This is a genomic window from Chromobacterium sphagni, assembly GCF_001855555.1.
Taxonomy (GTDB): domain Bacteria; phylum Pseudomonadota; class Gammaproteobacteria; order Burkholderiales; family Chromobacteriaceae; genus Chromobacterium; species Chromobacterium sphagni.
Map to the genome: position 1 here is coordinate 1 of NZ_MKCT01000029.1, position 25,056 is coordinate 25,056.

Consider the following 25,056-nt stretch of genomic DNA (forward strand, 5'->3'; position numbering starts at 1 on the left):
CCCACAGCGCCTTCAAATGCTCCAGCGTGATCAGCTTGCGCTCTTGAGTGCCGAGGGCCGCAGCCAGCCCCTTGTGGAATTTCAACGTGGCGTAGGTGGCAGCGCCGATGACGCCAGTATTGGGGCGCATGCCGGTGCGTTGGCGGATGACTTCCTTGCCGTCTTCCACGTCCTTGATCGGGTCGCCGCCGCTGTTTGCCCATTTGCTGGAGCCGGACAGCGCCACCTTGGCGCCGGGCAGATAGGTCTTGGGGTTTTGCGCCAGGATGGCGGCGGCCACTTCGCGCCGCAGGTCGATAGCGTCTTTGACCCGCTTGGCGGCCTTGGCCTCTTCGTTGAACATCGATTCGGCTTGCTCGCGATGGTCCACCGGATAGGACAGGTCATGCTCGCGCAGTACCACGTCCAGGGTGTTCGGGTCGTCGGCGATCATCACATTGGTGCGGCCGCGGATGGCGCGTTCGGTTTCCCACAGCATGAAGGCTTCTTTGCCGAACAGCGGGATGATGCCGGCCTCCTTGTCCATCGGCGCAATTGGAAACAAGCTCTCGCCAATGTATTGCGCGTTGCGGTAGCCGCGCGCCAGGCTGGTCAGTACCGGGTCGACCACCCGGAGTTTCTTCAAACGGTCGCTCATGGCGGCTCCTTATCAGTTGGGACGGGATTTCAGCAACTGGCGCACGGCCTGCTCGTAGGGAATGCCCTTCTCGGTGGCCAGGGCGGTGGCTCGGTTGTGCAGTTGCAGCCGCTCCGGATCGGCGCGCTCGCCAAACTCCAGCGAGCCGTCCTGCTCCCACTGGTTGGCCTTGTCCTTGGTAGCGGCCTCGCTGAAATCGATCACCTTCGGCATGTCGCCCAGGAAGCCTTTGAAGGCGCTGGCCAGCGCTTGCTTGGCATCGCCCTCGCCGAACTCGACGGAGGCTTCACCGTCCGCAAAGTCCAGGAAAGCCACCACGGCGTCCTTGTGTTTCGGCACCAACTTGCCTTCGCCGATCAACTGCTCGGCATAGGCCAGGTGTTCGCTGTGGCGCGCAACCGCGGCCGTGGCCTTCTTCTCGGCCGCGGCCGTCGCCAGTTGCTGCTTCAGCCTGGCGTTTTCCGCCTCCAGGGCGGCTTGCTGTTCAGGGGTCACTTCAGGGGTCTCCTTGGGTTGGGATGGATCGGCAAAGGAAGAGGAAGAGGAGTCATCCTGGCGGGCGTCGTCCTCCAGGCTGGCCACGGCATAGTCGGGAATGACCTTGTCGGCGGCATCGAGGCCGAACTGGCTGATCAGCCACTCGCGCATGCGGCGCCAGAGGCTGGCGTTCTGGACATCGCCGAGGGCATCGCCGAACTCGACCACGTCGTCGTCGGCCTCGCCGAACTCCACCGGACGCAGCCCCTTCACGGCGGGCGGCTGCGCGCCCAGGAAACCGACATGGCGCAGGTAGTAGACGCCGGGCACCGGGTTGTTCGGCGAGTCGGGACGGTAGAAAGAGGCGGAGATTTTCTTGTGGCGGCCGGTTGCCACCTGTTCGGCGAATGCCGGGTCCACTTGGTGCGGCTCGGCCAAAAGGTCGATGCCGCTGGCGGCAAGAGACTTCACCCAGCCATAGGCCGGCGCGTCGTGCCTGGGATGACCGATGACGATGGGTGCCTCATGCAGGGCCGGATCGTAGGCGCGGGCACTGGCCGCGAGATCGGACTCCGAAAAGTCCAGCACGTCGCCAGACATCGCTGTCTGGCGGCCGGACTTGAATATGTGCAGGGGTTTGGTCGCGTTCATGCCGTTCATGGTGAACGGCGTCAGCGGGCGGGACTTTTAATGAAGATTAAAAATGGAGGTGCAACAGCAATACTTAGGATTTTTTGATGAGAGGGATGTGGTGCCACTCCTTTTCATCTAGTGAAAAACTTATCTGTTCAATCGTGGAGGGGGAAAAATCCTTTGCCTCTTTGGGCTCACAGAAGTCTTGCCCTATCTCAATTCTGGGGTTAACAGAAGACAGCATAGCGAACCAGATTACTTGATTTTCCATGCTGGAAATATGTTGTATCAGCTCTTTCGCCAGTGTATTCAGCTCGTCGACTCCGGAGCTGGAATCTATGTGACCTACATGATTGCCTTTGTGGTCGGCATATCTGAAAAAAACTTTCATGCATCATATCCTTTCCGCTAAGTTGTAAAGCAATGCCAATCTTATCGTATAAAGGCTTTATAAAGCTTCCTGACTACTTGAGCAGGGAGTCATGGCAAGTCTGTGGCTTTGGAAGGGAAAAACCGCCCCTGCGGCTTCTACACCGCAGGGGCGGTTTGACTTAGTCCGGCGCCATCGTCAGCAACCCGAACCACAGCAACACTGCCAACATCCAGAGCCAGCGCCACCTGGTCAACGCAGCCAACACCACCACGCCGCCAGTTACTGCTACCACGCACTTCATGCGCATCTCCTATTTGCGAGTCAGGGCGGGTTGCCCCATGACCTCGTATAGGGAGATGCACAACAGATGTGTGTAAGAACCATCACATGCCAGTGCCCGCGGCGTGCTGCAGGTGGCGCATCACAGCGCCGATGACAGCCTCGCCGGCTTCCGGCTGCAGCTCGCCGTCCTCGGTCATCGGCAGATACGGCCGCGGCTCCAGCTCCACGGCCTGGTTGCGGCCGGCGTGGCCGCCCAGCTGGTGAATGCGGGCGTAGTCCAGGTTGCTGCCGATCTGCGACGAGCGCGCGTCATAGGCGGTTACCGCCGAGGCCGCCAGTTGACCGCGGTCCTGCAGCGTGACGCCGCCATCGTTGGTGGCGCGCTGGCTGGGCGTCCAGCTCGGCCGGCCCTCGGCCTCGAAGTTTTCTTCGGTAATGAACGCCAGCGAGGCGGCGATGGCGCGCATGGCCGGCGTCATGTCGGCCACCGACGACTCCAGCCGGCGCAGCGCGCGTTGCACCTGGTCGTCCTGGATGACGATGCTGACAAAGTCGCTCATGCTCTTAGCTCCTTGTTGGCCAGCTTGGCCAGGTCGCCGGTATAGCGCGCCAGGTCCGGCGTCCAGCCGGCCGCGCCGGGGTTGTAGCTCCAGCCCACGTCCGGCGAAATGCTGATTTCGCGCCGGGTAAGCGGGTCTATGGTGCGGAAGGTGGCCACCTCTCGCTGCTCGCCGGTTCGCTCGGACACGGTGCGCAGCGCGGTACCCAGCCGGCCGGCTGAGGATTCAACCTGGATGCAGCGCGCCTCCAGATCGTCGGCCGACAGCGCGACAATGCGGCAGCGGCAGCCCCAGCCGTTCGGCGTGTAATAGGATTGCCAGAACGGGTCGTCGTAGCGAAACACCTTGCCGTGCAGTGCGCGGTGGCTGGGGCGGGTCTTGCTGTCCCGGATGGCGACATACATCCAGTACGGGCGGTCGGCCACGTTCTCCATCTGGGTCTGCCAGCGGCCTGCCATGTACGCGGTCTGCAGGTTGGTGCGGTAGATGGTCTCCAACCGCCTGGGGCTGCCCAGCTGCACCTCGCGCACCTCGCCGGTTTCCTCGTCCAGCAATTCCTGCTTGCCCCACCAGCCCTTGGCCTTGAGGACCGGCGTCAGCTCTTTCTTGAACCAGGCAAAGGTCTTGCCCTCGGCCAGCGCCTTCTCCACGGCATCGCGAATGTCCTGCAGGATGTCCAGCCGTGTCACCTTGGCCACCGTGAACGCCTGGGCCTGGGCATCCTGCCACAGTTCCTCCCAGTCCCAGGTAATGGCGTAGCCCTTGTTCTTCAGGTACTGGATGGCCTTTTCCGGTGGCAGCTTCATGCAGTAGACGAGATCGACCTTAGCCATGCAGACGCCCCCAGACCTTGGCGGTGAAGATGGCGCGCGCCAGGCGCTCCTGCAGGCCGCTGGCGTCCATGTCCGGGTATAGCTCGGCCAGGCTGCCAAGCAGCTCATCCGGCTGCGCGCCGGCCTGGATGCGGTCGAACAGCGGTTGCAGCATGGCGGCGGCGGCCACCTGCAGCTCATCGGCGGACAGCGCATCCAGCGCCGCATCCAGCGCGTCCTGGTCTGGCGCGGCTTCGTCGGCTTCGGCGAACTCGGCGCTGGCCGTGGCCTCTGGCTTGTTGGTTTCCACCAGGTCGCCGTCCTGCAGATTGTAGGCTCGCTTGAAATATGCCGGGGTGAGCTGGGCGCCGGCGCGGGTCAGCTTCTCGTCGCGGCCGGCCTGGACTTCGTCCACCTGCTCCTGCTCCCACATCTCGAACCGCGGGCGGTCGCCGCCGTTGAAGTTCAGCTCGCAGACCCAGCGCACCAGCTGGTTCAGCGCCTCCTCGATCACCTCTTTGTCGCCATCGCGGATGTCGCGCGTCACTTCCAGCCCGGCCTGGGCCGAGGCGCGGTTGGCGCTGGCCTCGGTGGTCTGGTTCTGGCCCAGCAGCGCGATGGAGACCTCAGAGCGGCAGAAGTGCAACAGCCGCTCGTAGACGTCGGCATTGTTGGCGCCGTTGGCGGCCTCTTTGATCTCCACGCTGGAGTCGTCCGGGACAACCGCCACGGCGTCCTGAACCATGGCCTCCAGGCTGTCCAGCAACTGGTCGGTTTCCTGCGGGGTGGCTGAGCGTGGATGCTTGCCGACCAACCAGGGCGAACCGTACTTCTCGGTGAACTGCACCCAGAACTTGAGGCCGCCTTTTTTGAAGGTGGTGGGCCAGAAGCACATGGACAGATCGGCGAAGCCGTAGGGGTTGTCGTAGCTGGCATCCTGGCGCGGCACCAGGAACTTGCGCTCGGGCAGCTCCTCGCCTTTGAGTGGGGCTTGCTTGGTGCGCAGGCGCAGCTGGTTGTCTTCGTCAAAGACAAACCAGTCGGCCGGCTTGCCCACGATGTCCACCGGCACCAGGTAGCTGCCCACTTTGCCCCACATGATCTCCATCGGCTGGTAGCCGTAGAGCATGGCGTCCAGCATCTCGCCGATGATCCGTGACAGGTTGAGGTCGTTGAAGATGTCGGTGATCGACTTGGCTACCCGGCTTTTGGACGCGCCGCGGTCCAGCCCCCACTCCAGCGCCTTTACCGCCGCCTTGCGGCGCCGGATGCAGCCGCCCACATGGGCGTCGGCGCGCAGCTCGCGGTAAACCTTGATGTCCTTGCCCAACGCTTTCAGCACCGGGTCCGGGTTGGGCAGATACATGCCCAGGCCGTAGAAGTCGATGCTCCTGGAGCGGGTGGCGATCTGGCTGGACAGCGACTGGCGCGGCTCGCCGAACTGGACGAACTCGGTGGGGCTGACCCACATGCCCTTTGCTTTCATGCGTACCCCTGTGTGATGCGGGTGGCGGCGCGGCGGCGGCGGGACTTCACGGCCACCGGGCCTTTGTTGAGTTCGCGGCTGGCGTAGTAGGCCAAAGCGATGGCCACCGCGGCGTCGCCGTGGCGCTTGCCCTTGTCTTCGCCAGTGGTGCGCGCATCCGGGATGCGCGGCACGCCCTTGACCACCTGGACAGCGCGCAAGTCAGCCAGGATGTCTGCGTCCTTGGGCAAATCCACCAGGTCACCGTCTTCCAGCGCGGCCTTCAGCGGCGGCATGTGCTCGCGATACCAACTCTCGGTCAACATCACCTGCTGGATGCGGCTGGCGCCGTAGCGCTGCATGGCGAACTCGGCCAAGGAATGGCCGTTGCCGCGGGCGTCGAAGGCGCCGCCCATGAAGCGCGGCAGGCGGTCCATCAGGTAGAAGGCGATCTGTTCTTGCTGGCGAAACGGCACATTGCGCAGCTCCAGGATGAACGGCACCCGCCGAACGAGGTTTTGCTGCTGGATCAGCGGCACATGCACGGACAGGTCGCCCGTGCGGCCGAAGTCCTCGCCATTGAAACTGATGGCGTCAGTCGGCAGCGCGGCCAGCAACGGCGCCAGCTTGGCCTCCAACCAGTCGCTGCACTCGGCATGGCGGACATGGTCGGACAGCAGCTCGAAGCCATTCGGGCAGGCATAGCGCAAAACCGGCGTATCGGCCGACATGCGAGATTCGATCAGCGCCCTGGACAGCCAGGCGCCGCCGCTGTTCTTCGGGATGCAGCCATATTCTTCATCAGCGGATTCGGTATTGGGCGCGTTGCGGTACAGGTCGTCGCGCCATTTCTTTTCCGCTTCCGGCGACCAGGTCTGGCCGGTAACGTAGCAGATGCGCTTGTACAGGCCATCGGCGATGGCGTCATCCAGAGTGATGCGATGAATGCTGTAGTCCTTGCGGCCTTCGCGCGCCTCCTGGATGTACTGGTTGAACAGGTTTTCGACGCCGTTGTGAGTGCTGATCAGCCGCACCTTGTTGCCCCACATGGTCAGCGCCAGCGCTGCTTTCAACAGTTCCTCCAGTGAGTCGTGGAAGGCCGCCTCGTCAATCACCACATCACCCTGCAGGCCGCGCAAGTTGGACGGCCGGCTGGACAGCGCCTGGATTTTGAAGCCGCTCTTGGGAAAGCGGATCATGTACGCGAGGATTTCCTCCTGCTTGCCCTCATCCCAGAAGGTTTGCTCGTAAACATCGGCCTGGGCCAGCTCGTTGAAGGCCTTGGCGAACAGCGCGCAGGCGGCGATGTACTCCAGCGCCATTTCCTTCTTGCTGCCCACGTAGAAGGTATTGCAGCCCTGGCGACGGCGTGGCCGCGCCGCCTTGACCACGTTGCGGCCGGCCTCGGCCCAGGTCAGGCCGGTGCGGCGGCTTTTCTCCGCGAACATGATCTGGGCTTCGTCTTCAAACCAGCGCTGCTGGTACGGCAGAAACACCGGCTGTTCGGCCGGGATGGCGTCGGCCACATCCTGCGGCACCACCACGCCGGCCAGCTCCAGCTCTTCGGCCAGATCGATCTTGCGCGGCGTGCCCAACGGCTTGAGCGGTGTCTGCGCCATCATTCTTTACCCAGCAGAATGCGGCGGATGCGGGCCTCCATCTGCTCGCTCATGCCATCGGCGCCGCGCAATTCATCCAGCTTCTCCTCCTGCTCGGCCAGCAGTTTAGCGCGGGCCTCGCGCTCAATGCGGGCCTGCTCGTCCAGGCGGAATTTCTTCTGGTTGACGCTGGCGCGGGCGAGCGTGGCGATGTTCTTGGCGGCCTTGGACAGCAGCGCGATGCGGTCTTCCGGCTTGGTTTCTTCCTCGTTGGCTTCCTGCAGGCTGACGATGGACTCGAACATCTCGGTTTGCACCAGGGCGATCACCGCCTCGGAGCGGGCGTCCTGGTCGTCCGCCGCGCCTTCGGTCAGCAGGCGGGCGGCCTCGGTGCTGGCCTTGATGGCGGCGAAGCGGCGCTCGATCTTCTGGCCGTAGCGGTGGATGGCCGATTTGCTGATGGCGAAGCCCTTGTCGCGCAATGCTCCCTCCAGCAGCTGGTAGCCGCTGAAGTTGCCGTCCATCAAGGCCTTGTCCAGCCAGTCGCGCACGGCTGTCGGCAGCTGTTCTACGCTGTTGCGACGGGCCATGTCACTGGCTCCAGTACTGCGCCGGACGGGCGATGCCCGGCGCGCAGTCTATGGTGTACTCGGCAATGTCCACACCGTAGCGGGTCAGGTCGCCCCACCAGCGGCCAGAAGGCTCCTTGCGCAGCTTCACCAGCGCGCGGTCTGCCAGGTAGTCCAGCTCCTTGCGGACTTCCAGCGGCGTCACATCCGGGTAGATGGCGCGCATGGTCATCTGGATCACGTCCTCGCACACCTCTTCAGGCCGAGCGTTGTTCAGCGCCAGCAGCAGATACCAGCGCAGGCTTTCCCGGCGCACCTTGGCCTGGTCGATCATCGTTGAGCACCTTTCAGTTGGATGTTCTCGATCTTGAGCGCCACGGCATCCAACTTGGCCTCAATCACGGTTTGGTTGCGGACATAGTCTTCGCGGCGGACATAGGACAGCGGCAGGTCTGCCTGGAACTTCAGAAAGTCCCGCTCCAGGCGATGCACGCTCTCTGCCTCCTTGGCGATCTGGGCCAGCAACGCTGCTATCTGCGCCTCCTGCTTGGCGTCGCGTTCGCTCTGCCGCTGGTCGATCTGCGCCAGCAACATCTTGCCGGCGCCAAACAGAAAGCCCAGAAAGGCCAGGATTAGCGTTACCACCATGCCCAGCTCCATCTGGATGGTCATAGGCCACCCCGTTTTCGTTGTTCCGCGCGGGCCTGGCAGTCCATGCAGCGGGTGCAGCCTGGCGCTGCCAAGCGGCGAGCTTCCGGGATGGGCTCGCCGCAGTCGTCGCACTGCGACAGGCTGGCGCCCAGCGGCCGGCTGGCGGCGGCCTGGGCCGCCAGCGAGGCCATCAGGTGAAACGCCTCCAGCTCCTGGGCGCGGTCAAACTCATCCATGGTCGGCCTCCTGGTGCAGCCGGATGAAGCCATCCAGGCGAGTTTCCAGTTCCTGGCACCAGCTGCCGTAGTCGGCGGCGTGGTTCAGTAGGTCTGCGGGCGGTAACCCGCGCGCGGCGGTGCTGGCTTGGTCGGCTTTACCAGCATTTCCGGCGTCGGCTGTGGGCAGGCCCGGATCACGTTCGGAGTAACCGAGGGCGGCGCGGTAGAGCCGCAGGCTGTCAGGGCCAAGACCAGTCCAAGCCTGGCCATCATTGCGAGTCGCATCGGCGATCCTTTCGCGAAGCTGGGCCTGGCTGCGCGCCAGTTGGCCCTGGGTTTGCAACAACTGCCAGCCCACCTTGTGCGCCAAGTCGGTCAAGCGCGCTTGCTCGGCATGGGCCGCCGCCAGCGCCTGGCTTTGTTTCTCTGCCTTCTGCAGCAGCTCGGCAGCGTGCGCGGCTTCTTGCTTGGCCATCTTGGCCTCGTAGACGCGGGTGGCTTGGCCTTGGCCGCTGCCGTAACCGACGAAACCCGCCACGCCCAGGGTGACGCCGCACAGTGCTACGTGCAGGACATTGAGCAGCAAGGGGCTGGCGCTAAGCATTGTTGGCCTCCTTGCTGTCGCGCTTGGTGGCGATCCAGCTGCGAGCCGCGGAGTAGCCGCCCACCACGCCCAGGTAGATCAGCCAGACCTCGGCGGTCAGCGTGCCGGCCACGCCTTGGTAAACGAACATGCCGGTGGCGGCCGCGCAGGCCACATTGGCCCACAGCTTGCTATGGCTGAGTCGCCCTGTGGTCGGATTGGTGAAGAGGTCGGCCAGGGTCATTGGTATCCCGCGCCAGAGCGAAGTGCGGAAATTCGCGGAACGGCGCGCCTGGGCGGCCGTACCAGTTGAGGCCCAGCTCCATGCCGATGCGGCCGGCGGTTTGCCAAGCGGGGTGCCGGTCTTCCCACATCGGCTTGCCATTCACCAGCGGAACGATGTCGAAGGCGCGCGCGGCGGGCTTGCCGTTGATCATCACGTTGTGTTCGGACTGGCCGCCTTTGGCATTGGTGACGCGCGGGCCAGGATTGCCGTTACGGCCCTGGGCGTAGAGCTGGTCCTGCTCGGCCGGCGAGCGCCAGGTGCAGGTGATGAGGATGTCGAGGCCGGCGGCCTGGCAGCGCTGCAAAAAGGTGCGGCAGAGCGGCTGCAAGTCCGGGTGGAGGTCTTCGATCTTGCGGCTGGGCATGGTTCCCTCCTATCAAAATGAAACATGCCACCCATTGTGGGGTGGCATGTTCGGAGGGGCGTTTAATGCGCTTTAAAGCATGGACTTACAGGGCAGGAATGGCTTGCTAGGTTGATTTCTTGCAATGCGCAGGTTTGGCTTGCTCTACTATTTGCCCGGTTTGCTTATCAACGTCATACACAGTCAAGCATTCTCGTCCGCCGAATTTCTTTTTCAGCTCAGCATCTTCTGCGGCGACAGCCGATTTGATTTGACTATCCGTTGCGCGAAGCTGTTGCTCACACTTCTGCTTGGCCTTGTGATAAGCCGCTTCATCTTTACGCAGGTATTTCGTACTCTCTACAGTTCTCTCTCGCGTCGCCGAATAAGACAGCGACTGGAGCTGTAGCGCGGCATCTTGGCAATATGCAAAATGCTCACGTTGATCATCAGGCTGACGCTCTATCAAGGTCGGCCAACGTTCAAGCTCTGCTTGCAGTGGCTTCTGCACATGTTTGATGATGCCAGTGCCATCTCCTAACTGAATACCATCAATTAACGATTGTTCCGCTTCATTGATCACCCGCAAAGTGCCTTTGGCAAACTGCCGGGCTTCGGTCAGCCCCATCGGCTTGACATGCTCTGGTATGGCTTGCTTTGCTTCAACTTGTGTGAGCTTTTTCTGACTGGGAGCAGATGCAACAGTAGGTGCCGTCGATTCCTGGGGAGTGGATGCCGTTGAAGCGCCTTCCGGGGCGAAAAAACCTGCTGCTACTAGCGCAACTAATGACAGCATTCCCCCACCCAGCAAAAAGTGAAGCCGCTTTGGCACTTCCTCCATTTTTTTCCCTTTGAATAAGGATGGGGCAACCGTGCCAATGATCGCTATCAGTAAAAAAAACAAGCCGATCAGCCCCAAAATACTCGCCACAATAGACATGGACCTCTCCCGACATGAGCAGCATTAGGAAACCTGCTGATGAACGCAGCAGGTTAGGTTTCATACCAATGCCGCAACAGTACGGCATCTGGGAACAGACTCAACGTTTGCGCAGCTTATGGGCAACGTGCAATGGCTGCCAATATGCCACTTGACCATTCTGGCCTGCTAAACACTGGATGTCTGGCGCATTTGGAAAGTCGATAATGCTGCCCAGCCGATACCTTTGGCCTTGGTAGTTGCACTCATGCTGCTGACTCTGCAACTGAGCCTTAAGCGCGCTGGCCTGGGCTGATGAAGTATGGCTTAGATAGCCTAGGGAAATTGAAATCCCTATTGCCAGCACACTGATGGCAATCAAAACTTTCACACTGCGCTGCGCTTCGCTTAATGCCTGGGCACTGGCCACGCAATCCTCGCAAACAGTCTTATACCTGAGAGCCGGCTGCGTATAAGCGCTATAAGATGGCGCGGCTACATCATTGGCCGTTTTTTTGCTGGCCTTGTGTTCTGCAGCGTAAATTTCTTTCTTTAGCCAGCTATAGGCTTCTCGGAACCACTCAATCGGCAAGTCTTTGTACATCTTGCCGTGGAACTGGTTGGAAAAGCTGCGCCATACTTTTTCCATGTCACGTCCGCTGGCATTGGCAAGTTGCCGTACTAAATCCCGTATTTCATTTTGTTGCTGGAGTGTTAGCAGTTCCCCTGAGAGCAACTCTTCTCCACTACGGTCAACGTGGAGATTAATCACGTTATTGTTATTGAAAAACGGGGATTGATTGGTGATATCCCCGTTAATGTTTTGCTCGTTGTAGTCGTTCTGGGCTACTCGATTGTTACTGCCCTCGGTCTTCATCGTCCTTGCTGCCTTTCGCACCGTGATACTCGCGGTAATTCTGGCCAGCCACCCGGTTGCCAGAACCACTCACGACAATTCCCTTGGCATTATCATCGCACGGGACTGTACTAACTGGCACTGACCTAAGGGCTAGTTTCGTGACGGCTTTGGCCAACTGGTTGGCATCCACCTTCTTTTCCAACGACAGCAAATCGATCGCGTCCAGCACCGCTTGATGGACAGCGGATTCGCCTATGCCCTGGCCTTGGCGTTGGCCTAGAAGGACATATTGCACATCAACGCCAGCTGCCGCCAAAGCTGCCAGCTGTACGGCTGTTGGAGATGAAACCCCTTTTTCCCAGTCGACAAGAGTACGCCTCTTCGCGCCTGCCTTATCTGCAAAAACCTCTTGCGTAAGGCCGAGACGTTCACGCTCTTCTTTGAGTCTCAACTCAATCAAAGTGCAAATCTCCACTCAAAATAATGTTGACATGTGCAGATTTCTGCACAATACTCAACTCACACCGTCCCACCACGAACGGCAACTTAAGCGGCACTCTCCCAAGCGCCGCCGCCCCTTGAATAGGAGCTAACCATGCAACTACGTACCCCAGCCCAGGCTCGCAAGGAGCTTCAGGACAAAGGGATTTCTATTACCCAATGGGCCATCGCCAACAAGTTCTCGCCCAACCTGGTTTTTGAAGTCTTGGGCGGCCGCAAGAAGTGCGTGCGCGGCCAAGCTCATGAGATCGCAGTCAAGTTGGGCATCAAGGCTGGTGAAATCTGCACCGACCCGGCCAATGCCTTGGCTCAGTCCCGTCGCCGCGTCGCAGCGTGAGGCCCGCCATGACTAAGTCACTACTTACTGATTCACACGAACCCGGCGCCATCCAAACCAGCATCGACGCGCTGTTTCTGCCTGAATCCCTGACCTCGCTACGCGCTCAGTCGGCTTTACGGCAGAGGCTAGAGCTAACTGCCGCGCAACACGAAGAGGCGGAACGCCTGTCTCCGTACCTGGGCATCAGCGTGCAGCAGGTTTACCGCAGACTGCGCTCCGGCGAGCTGTCCTTAACCTCCAAGTAACGGCCACTGATCATGTCTGCCCACGCATCCACTTCACTCATTACCGCAGCGATCTCGTCAGGGTCCGCAACGCTGGCCTTGGGCGCGGAGATGAATTGTTCCAGCTTATCGACCAGCGAGCGCGGGTCCAATTGGCCCGCCCGGATGGCGGCATCCAGCAGCGCCTCAATCATCAGGTTCTGCGCGGTGATTTGCGCTTGCAGCCGGGTTTCCAGGTCCATCGTCATGGTTTGCTTCCTTTCGTGGATTATCCGCTGTTCATGCTATGCGGCGCAAACCCGTTGCACCAGTTGCAAAACGCCATTTTGTTTGGAATGTCGGCCCTGAAGGGCATTCCAATGAGCCGCCGAAACTGGAAGCGCCTGCAGCCCAGCTCGCTGCGCCACGCGCTGGAGCTGTGCAAGGACTACGCCAAGGAAAAGCACAACCTGTCGGTGGAGCGGATCGCCGAACGGATGGGCCTGGCCGACCACTGGACGCTTTACAAGTGGATTCAAAACGGCCGCATGCCGATCTGCCTGGTTCGCGCCTATGAGGCCGTATGCGGCATCAACTACGCCACCCGCTGGCTGGCTGCCAGCGGCGGCTACCTGCTGATCGACATGCCCACCGGCCGCAATGCCTCGGCCGAGGACATCCAAGTACTTCAGCAGACCCTGAATGATGCGGTCGGCCTGCTGTTGCAGTTTCATGCCGGCAAAGGCCAGGAGGCCGACACGCTGGCCGCGCTGCAGCAGGGCCTGGAGGGCTTGGCCTGGCACCACCGCAACATCGAACGGCACCTGCAGCCGGAACTGGAGCTGAACCCATGAGCGCGCAAACCAATAAAAGCTCCGAGAAGGTGCTGGACGTGCTGACGGTGCTGCTAAGCCATTTTGCCCACGGCCTGACACCGGGTGAGCTGGCCAAGGCCACCGACCTGTCGCCGTCCAGCATCACCCGCTACGTGGCCACGCTGGAAGAAGCGGGCTTCGCGGAACGCATCCCCGAAACCGGTCGCATCCGTCCCTCGGTCCGGCTGGCCCAGCACGCGGTGGCGATCCTGCGCAGCCTGGAAGCCGCCCGCAGCCGCCTGGACGAACTAACCACCCGCATCACGCTTGAACGATAAGAGGAGTTCCCCGCATGGCACGCACCAAAACCACAGAAACCCCCGCAATCGCCCCAGCCGTTGAGCTGCGCCAGGACGTAGTGGACGCCGCGAACGTGATGGCCATCGCTCAAGCGAGCTATGGCGAAGAGCGCGACCTCGTCAATCAGCTGCTTGGCCAGGCTCAGATGGCCGAGGCATTTGGCAAGTTTTCCCAAACGGTTTGGAGTTCCAAACTGGCCTACGTCAAGGAAAACAAGCTGTACCGGGCATTGGCAGGCAAGAAAAGTCCAAACGGTTTGGAGTTGCAAGGCACATGGCAAGAGTTCTGCGGCCTGCTTGGCGTTTCGGATGAAAAGGCGAATCAGGACATCGCCAACCTTCGAACCTTCGGCGAGGAAGCCCTGGAAAGCATGTCCCGCATGGGCATCGGCTACCGGGAGCTGCGCCAGTTCCGAAAGTTGCCGGAAGACCAAAAAACTGCGCTGATCGAAGTGGCCAAGGCCGGCGATAAGGAGTCGTTCGTGGAGCTGGCCGAGGAGATCATTGCCAAGCACACCAAGGAAAAAGAGGCGCTGGCGCAGCGTGTCGAAGAGGCCGAGGCGAACCTGGAGGCGCGGTCGCGAGTGCTGCAGGACAAGAGCAGCAAGATAGACCAGCTGACCGAGGAAGTGGCCAAACTCTCCAACCCCTTGAAGACGCTCCCCTGGGACAAGCGCGTGGCGCCGTTCCAGCAGGAAATCACCCAGCGGCAGTCAGTGCTGGATGCCGCCATCGCCAAGCACCTGGAAGCGGTGCAGGCGCTGGATGCCTGGCTGACCTCTGAAATCACCCAGGCCCCCGACTATGACCCGGAAATGCCGGCGCCGCTGCCGCCTGAGGTGCGCGCGGTGCTGCTGCACCTGGACGACGCCGTTACCCGCACCGCCATGCTGGCGGCAGAGCTGCGCGACGAGCTGGGCCGCCGCTTCGCCGCGGACATTGAGGACGCCCGCCGGAATGTCCTGACCGAAGGCAGCGAGGCGTAAGGGAGACGGCCATGTCCATGACACCGGAAATACGCGAGGTATTGCGCGGCCTGGCAGGCAAGCTGGACGCGGCGCGGCACGGCGAGCAAACCGCGCTGGTGCAAGAGGCGGCGGTATTCCTGGGCTGGTCGCCGCAGACGGTTTACCGCCAGTTGAAGCAGGCTGTGGGCTGGCAGTCCGGCCGCAAGCCGCGCGCTGACAAAGGCAGCACCGTGGTGGCAGAGGACGCCCTGGTGATGCTGGGCGCAGTGCAGCGCGAGGCCATCCGCGACAACGGCAAGCAGACGCTGTTCACCACCACGGCGCGCGGGATGCTGGAGCAGAACGGCATTGAGCTGAAGGTGAGCAACAGCCAGCTGAACCGCCTGATCCGCGACCGCAAGCTGAACGTGGCCACCCAGCGCTGCGCGGACCCGGTGCAGGCGCTGCGCGCGCCGCATCCCAACCACACCCACGAAATCGACCCGTCGCTGTGCCTGGTGTACTACCTGAAGGGGCGTCAGCACATCATGCGGGACCGCGATTTCTACAAGAACAAGCTGGAAAACTTCGCCAAGGTGAAGTTCAAGGTGTGGCGCTATGTGCTGTACGACAAGGCCAGCGGCGTGATCGTGCCCTGGTACTGCGAATCGGCTGGCGAGAACCAGCACAAGTTGTTCGAGTTCCTGATGTTCGCCTGGGGCGAGCAGCCGGGCCGGCTGTTCCAGGGTCTGCCGCGCTTCCTGTTGTGGGACAAGGGCAGCGCCAACACCTCGGCCGCCATCAAGAACCTGTGCCGTGCCCTGGGCGTGGAGACGCTGGAACACCAGGCCGGCCAAGCCCGCGTCAAGGGCGGCGTGGAAGGCGCCAACAACATCGTCGAAACCCAGTTCGAGAGCCGGCTGCGCTTTGAGCCGGTGGAAAGCATCGAGCAGCTGAACCGGGCCGCCTTCGCCTGGAGCCGGGCCTGGAATGCCAACCTGATTCCCGGCCAGGACAGCCGGCTGCGGCGCACCGGCTTGGCCGACGCCATTGCGCGCATCGACCTGTGGCAGTTGATCCAGCCGCAACAGCTGCTGTTGCTGCCCCCAGTGGAGGTGTGCAAAGCGTTCATGACGGCCAAGGAGGAGACCCGCAAGGTTCGTCCTGACCTGACTGTTTCGTTCAAGCATCCGCAGGCTGAACGCACCGCAGCCTACAGCCTGCGCGGCTTGGATGGGGTCAACGTGGGCGACGAGGTGCGCGTCAACGCCATGGTGTTCGGCGACTGCGCCATTCAGGTGTCGGTATCGGTCTACAACGGCGCCGATCGCGTCTACCAGGTGGAGCCGGAGCGCGGTTACGACGACTACGGGCAGTTGCTGTCGGCCCCGGTGATCGGCGAAGCGTACCAGTCGATGCCGCAGACCGCGATAGAGCATGCCGCCAGCGCTATGGATGGCCAAGCCTACCCAGGCATGAGCGCGGAGGAGATCAAGGCCGCGCGAGCCAAGAAGGCGACACCTTTCGATGGCGCGCTGAACACCCACAGCTATCTGCAGGACGTCGAGTTGCCGGCCTATCTGCCGCGCCGCGGCACCGAGCACGCGCTGGCCGCGCCGGCTATCGAATACCCGCCGCTAACCCTGATTGAAGCCGCCAAGCAGTTGAAGCAGCGCGTTACCGCGGCCGGAGGCGAATGGACGCAAGACCGTTTCCAATGGCTGGCCCAGCGCTATCCGGCCGGCGTACCCGAAGACCTGCTCGCCGCCATTGTGGCCGAGCTGACCAGCCCGGCAACGGGCACCAAGACGCCGCTTCGCGTGGTGAAGTCGGCATAGAGGAGCAAGTCATGTTGAAGCTGAAGAGCGTGCTGCAAAAGGTGGGCCGTAAGCAGGCTGACCTGGCTGAGCACTTGAATGTCTCCCAGGCCACCGTGGCCCAGATCGTCAATCACGGCGAGTGGCCCAAGAGCCTGGATGAAGTTGACCTGCAGAAGAGCATCCGCCGCTATCTGCAGGCGCATGGCGCCAGCGATGGGGACATCGAAGGCGTATTTGAAGAGGTGAGCGAGCCGCGCGCCAACGCGGCCCGCTCGGTCTCCCAGACGAAAACCGACCAGGAATCCAACCAGGAGGAAACCATGTTACTACGCAAACAGACTTTGCTGCCCGCCACTCGCAAACATTTCAGCCTGTTCCGCGACCCATTTGCAGATGACGCCATTCAGTCCAACGAGGACATGTTCATCAGCCCGGACATCCGCTACGTGCGGGAAGCCATGCTGCAGACAGCCAAACATGGCGGCCTGCTGGCGGTGGCGGCGGAGTCCGGCGCCGGCAAGACCACGCTGCTGCGCGATCTGGAGGACCGCATTCAGCGCGAGGCCCAGCCGATCCAGATCATCAAGCCCTACGTGTTGGCGATGGAGGACAACGACAAGCAAGGCAAAACGCTCAAGTCGACACACCTCGCCGAAGCCATCATGGCCGCCGTGGCCCCGCTGGAGAAGCCCAAGAGCAGCCCCGAGGCCCGCTTTGCCCAACTGCACAAGGCCCTGCGCGGAAGCCATGCCGCAGGGTACCGTCACTGCCTGGTGATTGATGAGGCGCATTCCCTGCCCATCGCGACTCTCAAGCATTTGAAGCGCTTCTTCGAGCTGGAGCAGGGTTTCAAGAAGCTGCTGTCCATCATCTTGATTGGCCAGCCGGAACTGAAGCTGAAACTGTCCGAGCGCGACGCGGCAGTGCGCGAGGTGGTGCAGCGCTGCGAGATGGTGGAGCTGGCGCCGCTGGAAGGCGCACGCCTGGAGGAGTACCTGAAGTTCAAGCTGGAGCGGCTGAACAAGCCGGTGGCGGAGGTGATCGACGAGGGCGGCATCCACGCGCTGCGCGCCAGGCTGACCATCAACACCAAGCGGCTGGACCGGCCGGAATCCGTATCCCTGTTGTACCCGCTGGCTATCGGCAATTTGCTGACCGCGTGCATGAACCTGGCCGCCGAGATCGGCGCCCCGTTGGTGACTGCCGACGTAGTGCGGGAGGTGTGAGATGCAAACCGCCCCGATTCAGGCCAGGCGCCCGCCGTTCAATGCCCAGATGATGGCCGGCGCGCTGAAGGTTGCCTCTGCCATAGAGGCGCTGACCCAGAACAACTTCACCGTGGTGTCGGTGGAGCTGAACACCCCGACCCGGCCGACCATCAATATCCAGACCTGCGGCAACTGCCGCCGGATGATTAAAGACGGCGAGGCCGTGTACTTCAGCTTTGGCCGGGATACCTACTTTGGCCCGTACCGCCAGGGGCAGTTTGAGCTGGGCGGATGCCGGATTGTTTGGACGGAGATGGGGAACTGACCCCGTTACTCAAAATTCAAGGAGCCAGTCATGAACCTGAATCACGAAGTGGCCTCGTTGCAACGCATCGCGCAATACACCTCTGCAAACATCACCCGCGCCTCGGCAGCCGGCCGCAGCTTCATCGAAATCACCCGCGCCAGCCCGGCCGCCCTGGAACTGGTGGCGGATATCTACTCGGTGCGGTTCGAGCGCGAGGAGCGGATCGATACAAGCGTGCCGTTTGATACGGCGGCGTGGGAGAAGGAAATGCTAGTGATGTCCGCTCCGGCCAATCGCCCGGCGTGGCGCCAGCTGTACCGAATGGCGCGGCAGATGATCAACGGCAAGCGCCAGCTGTTGCAGGCCGAGGCGACATGCTGAAGCCAGCTACGCCCGAGCTGGACGCTGCCACCAAGCAGCGTCTGGCCGACGAGGTGGAGCGGCTGGTGGCGATGGGCACCGACCGCAAGCAGGCCAGGCAGATCGTCTGGCTGGACTACCAGGATGAGCTGCAGCAGTACCAGGTGGTTTCGGCGGTGGAAGTATCCGCCCCGGCCGATACGGAGACAGAGGCGCCGGCCGCCCACGCGGAGGCGATACCCGGCCCCGAACCGCCGCCGCCGACATTGTCGCCAAGGCGGTTTTGGCGGGCTGCAGATGAGGTGCCGCTGACGCCGGAATGGCTGGAAAGAAACCGTGCCGAGTTGGCCAAGGTGAAACGATTGGTAGGACTGAGGAGTGAGGAATGAACGCGATCCCCGAAGGGTACAAGCAGGACGGCAAGGGCCGGCTGGTGCCGATCAGCATCATCAAACCGATGGACATCGCCCGCGACGAGTTTGTCGCCGAGGCGCTGCAGAAGGCTGTGGCCATGCAAGACCAACTGGCCCAATTCAAGGCTGGCTTGTTCGCCGACATTGAGGCGTTTGTCAGCCTGTCGGCCGAGCGCTACCAAGCCGATGTCGGCGGGCAAAAGGGCAATGTCACCTTAACCAGCTTTGACGGTAATACCCGCGTGCTTCGGGCCATCGCCGACACGCTGACATTTGACGAGGGACTGCAGGCGGCCAAGGCGCTGATTGATGAATGCGTGCACGAATGGACCGAGGACGCGCGGCCGGAGGTGAAGGCGCTGATTGCCGACGCCTTCCAGACCGACAAGGCCGGCAACATCTCGACTGGCCGAGTGCTGGGCTTGCGACGGCTCGACATCCAGGACGAGAAGTGGCAGCGCGCGATGCGGGCGCTATCCGAATCGGTTCGGGTGCAGTGCTCCAAGGCCTATGTCCGCATCGAACGGCGCAGCGAAGGCACCGGCAAATTCGAAGCCGTCCGGCTGGATTTGGCGGGGGTGTGAGATGCACACGGGAGAGACCGCAAGCGATGTGCTAGCGGATTAAACACTACGCCGTTTTGACAATTTATTTAACCAGCAAGGAGCAAACCATGACCAAGCAAGACCTGATCAAACACCTAGCCGCCCACGCGGATGTCACCAACAAGCAAGCCGAAGCCATTCTCAACGCGCTGACTACCGCGGTGCTGGATACCGTGCATGCGGGGGGTGAACTGGCGATTTCTGACCTCGGCAAGTTTGGCACCACCCAGCGCGCAGCCAAAACCGGCCGCAATCCGAAAACTGGCGAAGCCATCCAGATCGCCGCCAAGCGCGCGCCCAAGTTCTCCCCGGCCAAGGCGCTGAAGGACGCCGCCGCATAAAGCGAAACCGCGCACATAGAAATATGTGCGCGGTCTGCCCGGCGTGGTTGCCGGGTACTGATGAGCAGCCAACGATGAACGCAAAGACTCAAGACCGAAAGCGACTGATCCGCCTGATCCACGTGGCCAAGCGCGAGCTGGCCCTGGATGACGACAGCTACCGCGCCATTCTCCAGCGGATTGGAAAGCAGGCATCCGCGGCTGACCTGACTGTTCCAGAGCTGAACCAGGTGCTGGAATACCTGAAGCGCAGCGGATTCAAGGTGCGTTCCAAAGCGCGGCAGGCCGCTCAGTCGCGCCCCCTGGCCCAGGACGAGCAGCATAAAAAGATACGCGCGCTCTGGCTGTTTCTGCATCAGATCGGCGTGGTCAAGAACCCAGCCGAGAGCGCGCTGGCTGCGTATGTAAAGCGGATTACCGGAAGTGACGCCATGCAGTGGCTGGCCGGCGACCAGCTGGAGCTGGTGACCGAATCGCTGAAGAAGTGGGCGATGCGTTCGCTGCCCGATGTGGTGCAGAAGCTGGCGGCCGAGGTGCAGCAGCTGCCGCTGACGGCAGCGCAGCGCGACAAGCTTAACCAACGAATGGCTACGGCCATGGCGCGCAAGACGTTTGACCCGATGTTGAGCGTCTGGGAAAGCCTGACCGCCGCCCTCAAGGCGAAGGAGGAAGCATGAAGCCCATCCATACCCGCAGCAAAGGCCCGGAGCTGTTGTCCGACCTGGCCGACCACATTGCCGAGGCCCTGCAGGAGCTGGCCAGCATTGAGCGTGAAATCGGTGAGCAGCTCGGCAGCGAGATCGCCAATCGAATGGCGGCGCACTGGGGCGGACAGAACATCTACTTTCCGATGGGGCTGTCGGTCAGGCTGTCGAAGCGGGACCGGAAGATATTCGAGGAGTTCACCGGAGACAACCACGGCGACCTGGCACGCAAGTATGGTGTCAGCCTGCAGTGGATTTACAAGATCGTGAAGGCCGTCCGGCGCGAGGAAATAGAGAGCCGCCAGGGCGACATGTTCGGCTGAAAGTGGTGGGCCGACCGGCTCACCACCCTTTGCAATACGTGAAATAGATTTCCAAGCCACCGTCCATCATCTTCCCATATCATCCCAGCTGTTCCCGATTATCACGTTACTATCTGGTGGGTTTATCCCTCACCCCTTCAGCCCGGCGCGGCACTACCATTCGTTGGACTCCGGCGGTGTGCCATCGGACAGCATTACATCCTGCATCCATTTGCTCATTTGGAATTGAAGATTGCTGGTGCCCACCCATACCGCCATCAACGGAGTGTGCAGGGGTGAGTCGTTGCCCAGCTTGGCCAGCGTGCGTTGCAGGATCGCTCCCTGCTCTTGCAATGTGATGAACGCCGTGGTGTTGGCCGGGTGCTGGAAGTTTCTCAGCAGTTTGGCGATGGCGTCGATCTGGGCCTGCCTGTCGGCCTGCGAGTCGGATGCCGCAGAAGGCAATTGCTGCAAGGCGGCCAGGAAGGCCAGTGCTTTCGGGTCGGTGTCGAAGTCGGGCCATTTGGACACAGCCTTCTTGGCTTTTTCGGTTTTCTGGGTTTCGGCGGGGGCGGGCGTCACCGGCATCTCGGCGGCTGCGGCAGCCTGCAGCCTCTGCAGCAGAGAGGCGGGGGCGTCCGGTGTCCGGGATGGCTCAGGATGGGACGAGAGGGCGAATGGCGAGTGGATCATTCGATGTCTCCTTGCGAATGGCGGATCGGATGCGGAGCGGCCGCATCACCGGGCTCCAGGGGGTGCTCCAGTTGACGCAGCAGCCGCGCCAGCGAGGCGGCGGCCGTCCTGCGGCAGTCTTGCCGCACATCTTCCAGGCTCTGCAGCAATTGCCTGCCAGCGGGTTCCACATATTGCTCCGGAGAGAATTCCGCTGCCTGATCGGCGCAGCGCATGACGAAGCGCGGGTCGGCGTGATAGTCGATGCGTATCGTGCCAGGCCAGTTGTCCGCCAAGAGCGCCATCAGCCGCGGCTGCAGATGTCTGGCGTGCTGAGGTAGTTGCAGATTCAGGGTGTCGGTCTGGACGCTGTCTTGCGAGCGCAGCCATTCGTCCAGCAATAACAGCAGGGTGTCCGGATGGTCGACGGCGGCCGACAGCATCTCGCGAGCCTGTTCGCCAAGCCGTTCCCGCCATCGCCGGGCTTGCGCCTGGCTGTCGGCCAGGTGAGCCGCCACCTGGCCCAGCGCCTCCTGCATGCCTTGCTGATAGCCGTCCCGGCATGCCTGCCGCTGGATGGCATCGGCTTCCCGCCTGGCGTCGCGCAGCAAGGCCTGGGCTTGTTTGCGCGCTTGGCGCTCCAGCTGATGGTGTCGGTTGGCGCCATGAATCTGTTTGCGCCGTATCAGCACGCCCTCGTCAATGGCAAGCGGGCGGGGAGTGGGGATGTCTCTGGGCATATTGCAGGGCCAAGGTCAGTAACAGAGGGTCGGGAGAGGCGTCTGGCACGGCGGCCGCGCTCGATTCCGGAGGGAAAAGCAGCGGCAGCCTTTGCGCCAGCGCCGGGGGCAGCTGATTGCTCCAGCCCAGCAACTGGCCGTAGCCGGCAGCCAGCAGATCGGCGTGGTTGATCGCTTGCTGCGGCCGGTGGCCGGCGCGGGTTTGCAGCGGCATGGCGGAAAAATCCCGCGCCCAAGACGGCAGGCGCAGCGATGCGCCTTGCCAGGCCAGGCCGGCTCGCAGCAGTTGGCTTCCCATCAGATAGGCCGCTTGCGGCAAGCGGTGCCAGTGGCGCAGCCATTGCCGGGTGAGGCTGTTCGGCGGGCCGGCGGGCCAGCCGCTGTCCAGACGGTAGGCCGCAATCAGCATGTCGTTGATTATGGCGCGTTGCCCGGGCTCATCCATCGTCTGCGGCAATTGCAGGCGCCTGCGATGCAAATAGCCTAGCGGGTCGAACAGGATGGCGCGCACGAGCGGGTCCTGGCTGGAGTCAACCATGTTGTTCGTCACCGGGAGCTGGCGCGGGCGAGCGGGCGGCGTCGCCTTCTCTTGCGGCGCGGCGGCGCCATAACCAGCCGGCCGCGCCGGCCAGCAAGGCCAGACCCGCCAGCGCCGAGATCAGCCAGGCCATGCCGCTCCGGCCTTCCTCCGGCCGGGGGCCGGGGGACTGCTGTTGGGCTTCGCTGCGGCGCGACAGCACTACCGAGATGTTGTCGTACTCCACTTCGGCGAAGCTGTTCTTCAGGAAGCGCTTGATGTCGTTGATCATGGTCGCCGGATCGGCTTCGCTGTCGTATACCGCCAGCGCGGAAATGTGCATGGGCTGGACTGCGCGGCCGGCTTCGCCGCCATCCAGGTCATAGCTGACATGGACGCGCGCCGACAGGATGCCGGCCATGGTCTGCAGCGATTGCTCCAGCCTCTGCTCCAGCGCGGAATACAGCCGCGCCTTCTCCGCCCGGGGCGAGGACACCAGCGAGTCGGAGGGGAACATCTGCGCCACCTCCACCCGTGGCCGCGATGGCAGGTTGTAAATTCTCAGCCAGTCCACCGCGGCGGCGAAGTCGGGCTGTGCCACGCCGATGCTGAAACCGGTTTTGCCGCGGTCGGTTTTGTCGGCCTCGATATTGTGGCGCTGCAGCACAGCCACCACTTCGTTCGCCTGTTGCTGATCCAGGCCCTTGAGCAGGTCCTTTTGCTGGCAGCCGGCCAGCAGCAGCGTCAACAGCGCCGCTTTCAGGCAGGCGCGCATCATGAGCGCAGCAGGCTTTCCACCGCGCCCACGGTCTTGCGGGTGAGAGTGCTGATCATCGACACTTCCAGGTTGTAGTTGGAGGTGCGTTGCTGCAGCGCGAACAGTTCCGCCGGGTTGGTGATCATTTGCGGCTGTTCCAGCTTTTGCAGGATGGCGTCCTTCTCCATGCCGGTGCTGACGGCGGAGTGGGAGAAAGCCTGGATCAGCCTGGCCTCCAGCGAGACGGTCTGGTCTTCGCTGCGGGTGATGTCGCTGGACTGGGCCAGCGCTTGCAGTTGAGCGGCTCCTATGGAACTCATGCGGGGCTCCTTGACGGCCGCCGGCGAAGCCGGCGGCGCGGGTTAGCGGAAGTTCTGGATGATGGCGGCGTCGATATCCTTGAACGCCTTCACCGTGTTCGATTGCGCATTGCGGTACAGATTGTATTCGGACAGTTTGCTCTGGTACTGGGCCAGCAGTTCCGGATCTGACGGCTTGTTCTTGAGCGCTGCCAGCGCATTTTCCACCTGCGTGTGCATGTCTTTCACGCCTTCGTCGAACTTGGCGGAGGTTTCGTCCAGATAGCCGCTCCATGGGAAATCGATTTTTGCCATAGCTAGTGGGTCCTTTTGGTCAAAGTGGCTTGGGGAAATACCAGTGGCCGGTTTCCATCTTCACGTAGCCCTGGTTGCCGTACTTGAAGGACTTGCCCTTGAGCCAGTCGTCCTTCAATTCAATGGCGAACTGCACGTAGCGGCTACCCCATTGTCGGTAGTAGCCGTCGACAAACTGACGTGCGCGTTGCAGTTCGCCATCGTCTAGCGCGCCGGCGATCACGAAGGTGACGCTGTCGCGGTTGTCTTTGCGGTTGTAGGGCAACGCCAGGCGGAGCAGGCCGGTTTCCGCCTGGCGCGCCGCAGCGGCGTCGTCCATCGGCACGATGTCCACCTGGTCGGCATAGGGCAGCTGTTCGGCCAACTGCCGGCCAAGCTTGCCGCGGGCGTCCGGGCTCAGCGCGCCGCGCTGCTGACTGATCCACAGCTGGGGCCGGCGGGGATTGTCCAGCTGCAGGCGGTAGTAGGGGAGGTCGGGATGCGTGTCGGCCAGCCAGTGGGCGAGGCGCTCGTTCTCCCGGCGCGGACTGACCACCCTGGTGTTGCGGCCGGTATCGCCGCGCAACAGCGCCTGCTGCGCCCATGTGCCGTCGCGGTCGTTGCCGGCGGCGACGTAGAACACGCCATCCCGGCCAGGCAGCACCTGGAAGCGCTGCGTGTCCCGGCCCAGCAGCGACGACAACTGCGCAGCCTGCCGCTGCGGCGTGTTCCACAGCCAATAGCCGCCGCCCGCCAGGGCGGCCAGCAGGGTCAGCGCCAGCGCCGCGGGCCAGATAGGGCGCGCTTGGCGCTGCGCTTGGCCTGGCTGCTCGGGCGCAGCCTCCGGATGGTTGAGGATTTCCGCCAGCCAGGGCAGATGCTGTGGGCGCAGCGCCAACTCCAGCGCGCCGACTTTCAGCAACTGGTTGAAGCCAGCCGGGTATTCTTCCACCAGGCTTTCGCCCAGTTGCCGTATGGATGCCCGATTATCGGCCACCAGCACTTCGAAGTTGACGCCGCCTTGCTCCAGAGGCACATACAAGGCATCCGCCGGCAGCTCCGGCAGGGCCGAGGTTTCGGACGGCAGCTGGCTGGGGCCGACCACGAACAGCGTCCTGCCTTGTGGCAGCGCGAATTCGCAGCCGCGCAGGCGGCTGTTGAGCAGTCGAACCACGATGACGTCGGGTTCGTTTGGATGGATGTCTTCTACGGCCATGGTGTCTTTGCTGATCTGCATTGTTATGGCTACTCTAGCGTTGCAACCTGCGCAGTTCCTGATGGAAAGCC

39 protein-coding genes and 1 other RNA gene are annotated in these 25,056 nt (G+C 62.4%); 14 read left to right on the forward strand and 26 right to left on the reverse strand.

Annotated features, from left to right (window positions below; genetic code table 11):
* From BI344_RS12960 to BI344_RS13040, 18 genes are all read right to left on the reverse strand, one after another.
* Nucleotides 1-637: major capsid protein (locus BI344_RS12960; protein WP_071113341.1), on the reverse strand; the 637-nt coding region annotated here is incomplete at its 3' end.
* Between the two features lie 12 nt (nt 638-649).
* Nucleotides 650-1,765, reverse strand: a complete 1,116-nt coding sequence (locus tag BI344_RS12965; protein ID WP_047257790.1) for a hypothetical protein — start codon at nt 1,763-1,765, stop codon at nt 650-652.
* A 73-nt stretch (nt 1,766-1,838) separates the two neighbouring features.
* Entirely contained in the window at nt 1,839-2,138 is a 300-nt protein-coding gene (locus BI344_RS12970; RefSeq protein ID WP_047257746.1) for a basic helix-loop-helix domain-containing protein, read from the reverse strand.
* Nucleotides 2,139-2,298: 160 nt separating this feature from the next.
* Nucleotides 2,299-2,421, reverse strand: coding sequence for a hypothetical protein (locus tag BI344_RS25835; protein ID WP_269082734.1), 123 nt, complete (start codon nt 2,419-2,421; stop codon nt 2,299-2,301).
* Nucleotides 2,422-2,503: 82 nt separating this feature from the next.
* Nucleotides 2,504-2,962, reverse strand: a complete 459-nt coding sequence (locus BI344_RS12975) for a phage virion morphogenesis protein (protein ID WP_071113342.1) — start codon at nt 2,960-2,962, stop codon at nt 2,504-2,506.
* Nucleotides 2,959-3,795: a phage head morphogenesis protein gene (locus tag BI344_RS12980; RefSeq protein WP_071113343.1), complete on the reverse strand. Its 837-nt coding sequence runs from the start codon at nt 3,793-3,795 to the stop codon at nt 2,959-2,961. The genes BI344_RS12975 and BI344_RS12980 overlap by 4 nt, the downstream gene beginning before the upstream one ends.
* Complete coding sequence (locus tag BI344_RS12985) at nt 3,788-5,260, reverse strand: DUF935 domain-containing protein (protein WP_071113344.1); 1,473 nt, start codon at nt 5,258-5,260, stop codon at nt 3,788-3,790. Before BI344_RS12985 ends, BI344_RS12980 begins: the two co-directional genes overlap by 8 nt.
* The gene (locus BI344_RS12990) at nt 5,257-6,858 is read right to left on the reverse strand and encodes a hypothetical protein (RefSeq protein WP_083370203.1); all 1,602 of its coding nucleotides are present in this window, start codon (nt 6,856-6,858) and stop codon (nt 5,257-5,259) included. The genes BI344_RS12985 and BI344_RS12990 overlap by 4 nt, the downstream gene beginning before the upstream one ends.
* Nucleotides 6,858-7,427 (reverse strand): DUF3486 family protein, encoded by a 570-nt coding sequence (locus BI344_RS12995; RefSeq protein ID WP_047257750.1) that lies wholly within the window; start codon nt 7,425-7,427, stop codon nt 6,858-6,860. The genes BI344_RS12990 and BI344_RS12995 overlap by 1 nt, the downstream gene beginning before the upstream one ends.
* A 1-nt stretch (nt 7,428) precedes the next feature.
* Nucleotides 7,429-7,740: a hypothetical protein gene (locus BI344_RS13000; protein WP_043579969.1), complete on the reverse strand. Its 312-nt coding sequence runs from the start codon at nt 7,738-7,740 to the stop codon at nt 7,429-7,431.
* Nucleotides 7,737-8,078, reverse strand: coding sequence for a hypothetical protein (locus BI344_RS13005; RefSeq protein ID WP_043579971.1), 342 nt, complete (start codon nt 8,076-8,078; stop codon nt 7,737-7,739). Before BI344_RS13005 ends, BI344_RS13000 begins: the two co-directional genes overlap by 4 nt.
* Entirely contained in the window at nt 8,075-8,293 is a 219-nt protein-coding gene (locus tag BI344_RS13010; protein WP_071113345.1) for a TraR/DksA family transcriptional regulator, read from the reverse strand. The genes BI344_RS13005 and BI344_RS13010 overlap by 4 nt, the downstream gene beginning before the upstream one ends.
* On the reverse strand, nt 8,286-8,879 hold the full coding sequence (locus BI344_RS13015) for a hypothetical protein (protein ID WP_071113346.1): 594 nt from the start codon (nt 8,877-8,879) through the stop codon (nt 8,286-8,288). Before BI344_RS13015 ends, BI344_RS13010 begins: the two co-directional genes overlap by 8 nt.
* Nucleotides 8,872-9,102: a hypothetical protein gene (locus BI344_RS13020; protein ID WP_047257754.1), complete on the reverse strand. Its 231-nt coding sequence runs from the start codon at nt 9,100-9,102 to the stop codon at nt 8,872-8,874. Before BI344_RS13020 ends, BI344_RS13015 begins: the two co-directional genes overlap by 8 nt.
* A complete protein-coding gene (locus BI344_RS13025; protein WP_071113347.1) occupies nt 9,050-9,508 on the reverse strand; it encodes a M15 family metallopeptidase in 459 nt (152 codons plus the stop codon). The genes BI344_RS13020 and BI344_RS13025 overlap by 53 nt, the downstream gene beginning before the upstream one ends.
* A gap of 106 nt (nt 9,509-9,614) precedes the next feature.
* A complete protein-coding gene (locus BI344_RS24005; protein ID WP_139167011.1) occupies nt 9,615-10,427 on the reverse strand; it encodes a hypothetical protein in 813 nt (270 codons plus the stop codon).
* A 100-nt stretch (nt 10,428-10,527) separates the two neighbouring features.
* Entirely contained in the window at nt 10,528-11,283 is a 756-nt protein-coding gene (locus tag BI344_RS13035) for a hypothetical protein (RefSeq protein WP_047257757.1), read from the reverse strand.
* Complete coding sequence (locus BI344_RS13040; protein ID WP_052941626.1) at nt 11,264-11,725, reverse strand: helix-turn-helix transcriptional regulator; 462 nt, start codon at nt 11,723-11,725, stop codon at nt 11,264-11,266. The genes BI344_RS13035 and BI344_RS13040 overlap by 20 nt, the downstream gene beginning before the upstream one ends.
* Nucleotides 11,726-11,860: 135 nt before the next feature.
* Here BI344_RS13040 and BI344_RS13045 point away from each other — a divergent pair, with 135 nt between their 5' ends.
* Nucleotides 11,861-12,103, forward strand: coding sequence for a DNA-binding protein (locus BI344_RS13045; RefSeq protein ID WP_047257758.1), 243 nt, complete (start codon nt 11,861-11,863; stop codon nt 12,101-12,103).
* 202 nt (nt 12,104-12,305) lie between these two features.
* Here the strand turns inward: BI344_RS13045 and BI344_RS13050 are convergent, their stop codons facing one another.
* A complete protein-coding gene (locus tag BI344_RS13050; RefSeq protein WP_047257759.1) occupies nt 12,306-12,578 on the reverse strand; it encodes a hypothetical protein in 273 nt (90 codons plus the stop codon).
* Between the two features lie 111 nt (nt 12,579-12,689).
* On the opposite strand from BI344_RS13050, the gene BI344_RS13055 reads away from it, so the two are divergent.
* The 13 genes from BI344_RS13055 to BI344_RS13115 all read left to right on the forward strand — a co-directional run bounded on the left by BI344_RS13055 (nt 12,690) and on the right by BI344_RS13115 (nt 20,511).
* Nucleotides 12,690-13,163, forward strand: coding sequence for a hypothetical protein (locus BI344_RS13055; protein WP_047257793.1), 474 nt, complete (start codon nt 12,690-12,692; stop codon nt 13,161-13,163).
* Nucleotides 13,160-13,462, forward strand: coding sequence for a helix-turn-helix domain-containing protein (locus tag BI344_RS13060; RefSeq protein WP_047257760.1), 303 nt, complete (start codon nt 13,160-13,162; stop codon nt 13,460-13,462). Before BI344_RS13055 ends, BI344_RS13060 begins: the two co-directional genes overlap by 4 nt.
* A gap of 14 nt (nt 13,463-13,476) precedes the next feature.
* On the forward strand, nt 13,477-14,469 hold the full coding sequence (locus tag BI344_RS13065; protein WP_047257761.1) for a hypothetical protein: 993 nt from the start codon (nt 13,477-13,479) through the stop codon (nt 14,467-14,469).
* A gap of 11 nt (nt 14,470-14,480) precedes the next feature.
* Entirely contained in the window at nt 14,481-16,268 is a 1,788-nt protein-coding gene (locus BI344_RS13070) for a DDE-type integrase/transposase/recombinase (protein ID WP_047257762.1), read from the forward strand.
* Between the two features lie 11 nt (nt 16,269-16,279).
* Nucleotides 16,280-17,476, forward strand: a complete 1,197-nt coding sequence (locus tag BI344_RS13075; RefSeq protein WP_047257763.1) for an ExeA family protein — start codon at nt 16,280-16,282, stop codon at nt 17,474-17,476.
* A gap of 1 nt (nt 17,477) precedes the next feature.
* Complete coding sequence (locus BI344_RS13080; RefSeq protein ID WP_052941627.1) at nt 17,478-17,783, forward strand: hypothetical protein; 306 nt, start codon at nt 17,478-17,480, stop codon at nt 17,781-17,783.
* 30 nt (nt 17,784-17,813) lie between these two features.
* Nucleotides 17,814-18,146: a hypothetical protein gene (locus BI344_RS13085; protein ID WP_047257764.1), complete on the forward strand. Its 333-nt coding sequence runs from the start codon at nt 17,814-17,816 to the stop codon at nt 18,144-18,146.
* Nucleotides 18,140-18,514, forward strand: coding sequence for a hypothetical protein (locus BI344_RS13090; protein ID WP_047257765.1), 375 nt, complete (start codon nt 18,140-18,142; stop codon nt 18,512-18,514). Before BI344_RS13085 ends, BI344_RS13090 begins: the two co-directional genes overlap by 7 nt.
* The gene (locus tag BI344_RS13095) at nt 18,511-19,122 is read left to right on the forward strand and encodes a DUF3164 family protein (protein WP_047257766.1); all 612 of its coding nucleotides are present in this window, start codon (nt 18,511-18,513) and stop codon (nt 19,120-19,122) included. Before BI344_RS13090 ends, BI344_RS13095 begins: the two co-directional genes overlap by 4 nt.
* An 89-nt stretch (nt 19,123-19,211) precedes the next feature.
* Nucleotides 19,212-19,484, forward strand: a complete 273-nt coding sequence (locus BI344_RS13100) for an HU family DNA-binding protein (protein ID WP_047257767.1) — start codon at nt 19,212-19,214, stop codon at nt 19,482-19,484.
* Nucleotides 19,484-19,558: hammerhead ribozyme type II (locus BI344_RS13105), an RNA gene on the forward strand. The genes BI344_RS13100 and BI344_RS13105 overlap by 1 nt, the downstream gene beginning before the upstream one ends.
* Nucleotides 19,559-19,606: 48 nt before the next feature.
* Nucleotides 19,607-20,161, forward strand: coding sequence for a gp16 family protein (locus BI344_RS13110; RefSeq protein ID WP_241499349.1), 555 nt, complete (start codon nt 19,607-19,609; stop codon nt 20,159-20,161).
* Nucleotides 20,158-20,511, forward strand: a complete 354-nt coding sequence (locus tag BI344_RS13115) for a Mor transcription activator family protein (RefSeq protein WP_043580017.1) — start codon at nt 20,158-20,160, stop codon at nt 20,509-20,511. Before BI344_RS13110 ends, BI344_RS13115 begins: the two co-directional genes overlap by 4 nt.
* Nucleotides 20,512-20,664: 153 nt before the next feature.
* Here the strand turns inward: BI344_RS13115 and BI344_RS13120 are convergent, their stop codons facing one another.
* The 7 genes from BI344_RS13120 to BI344_RS13150 are packed head-to-tail and all read right to left on the reverse strand — an operon-like array spanning nt 20,665 to nt 25,006.
* Complete coding sequence (locus BI344_RS13120) at nt 20,665-21,183, reverse strand: hypothetical protein (RefSeq protein WP_139167012.1); 519 nt, start codon at nt 21,181-21,183, stop codon at nt 20,665-20,667.
* The gene (locus tag BI344_RS13125; protein ID WP_139167013.1) at nt 21,180-21,902 is read right to left on the reverse strand and encodes an oxygen-regulated invasion protein OrgB; all 723 of its coding nucleotides are present in this window, start codon (nt 21,900-21,902) and stop codon (nt 21,180-21,182) included. Before BI344_RS13125 ends, BI344_RS13120 begins: the two co-directional genes overlap by 4 nt.
* On the reverse strand, nt 21,862-22,440 hold the full coding sequence (locus BI344_RS13130; RefSeq protein WP_071113351.1) for a type III secretion apparatus protein OrgA/MxiK: 579 nt from the start codon (nt 22,438-22,440) through the stop codon (nt 21,862-21,864). The genes BI344_RS13125 and BI344_RS13130 overlap by 41 nt, the downstream gene beginning before the upstream one ends.
* Entirely contained in the window at nt 22,433-23,197 is a 765-nt protein-coding gene (locus tag BI344_RS13135) for an EscJ/YscJ/HrcJ family type III secretion inner membrane ring protein (RefSeq protein WP_071113352.1), read from the reverse strand. The genes BI344_RS13130 and BI344_RS13135 overlap by 8 nt, the downstream gene beginning before the upstream one ends.
* The gene (sctI, locus tag BI344_RS13140; protein ID WP_071113353.1) at nt 23,194-23,496 is read right to left on the reverse strand and encodes a type III secretion system inner rod subunit SctI; all 303 of its coding nucleotides are present in this window, start codon (nt 23,494-23,496) and stop codon (nt 23,194-23,196) included. Before sctI ends, BI344_RS13135 begins: the two co-directional genes overlap by 4 nt.
* Before the next feature lie 42 nt (nt 23,497-23,538).
* The gene (locus BI344_RS13145) at nt 23,539-23,790 is read right to left on the reverse strand and encodes a type III secretion system needle complex protein (protein ID WP_071113354.1); all 252 of its coding nucleotides are present in this window, start codon (nt 23,788-23,790) and stop codon (nt 23,539-23,541) included.
* A 19-nt stretch (nt 23,791-23,809) separates the two neighbouring features.
* Nucleotides 23,810-25,006, reverse strand: a complete 1,197-nt coding sequence (locus tag BI344_RS13150; RefSeq protein WP_239690968.1) for a PrgH/EprH family type III secretion inner membrane ring protein — start codon at nt 25,004-25,006, stop codon at nt 23,810-23,812.
* Between the last annotated feature and the right edge of the window lie 50 nt (nt 25,007-25,056).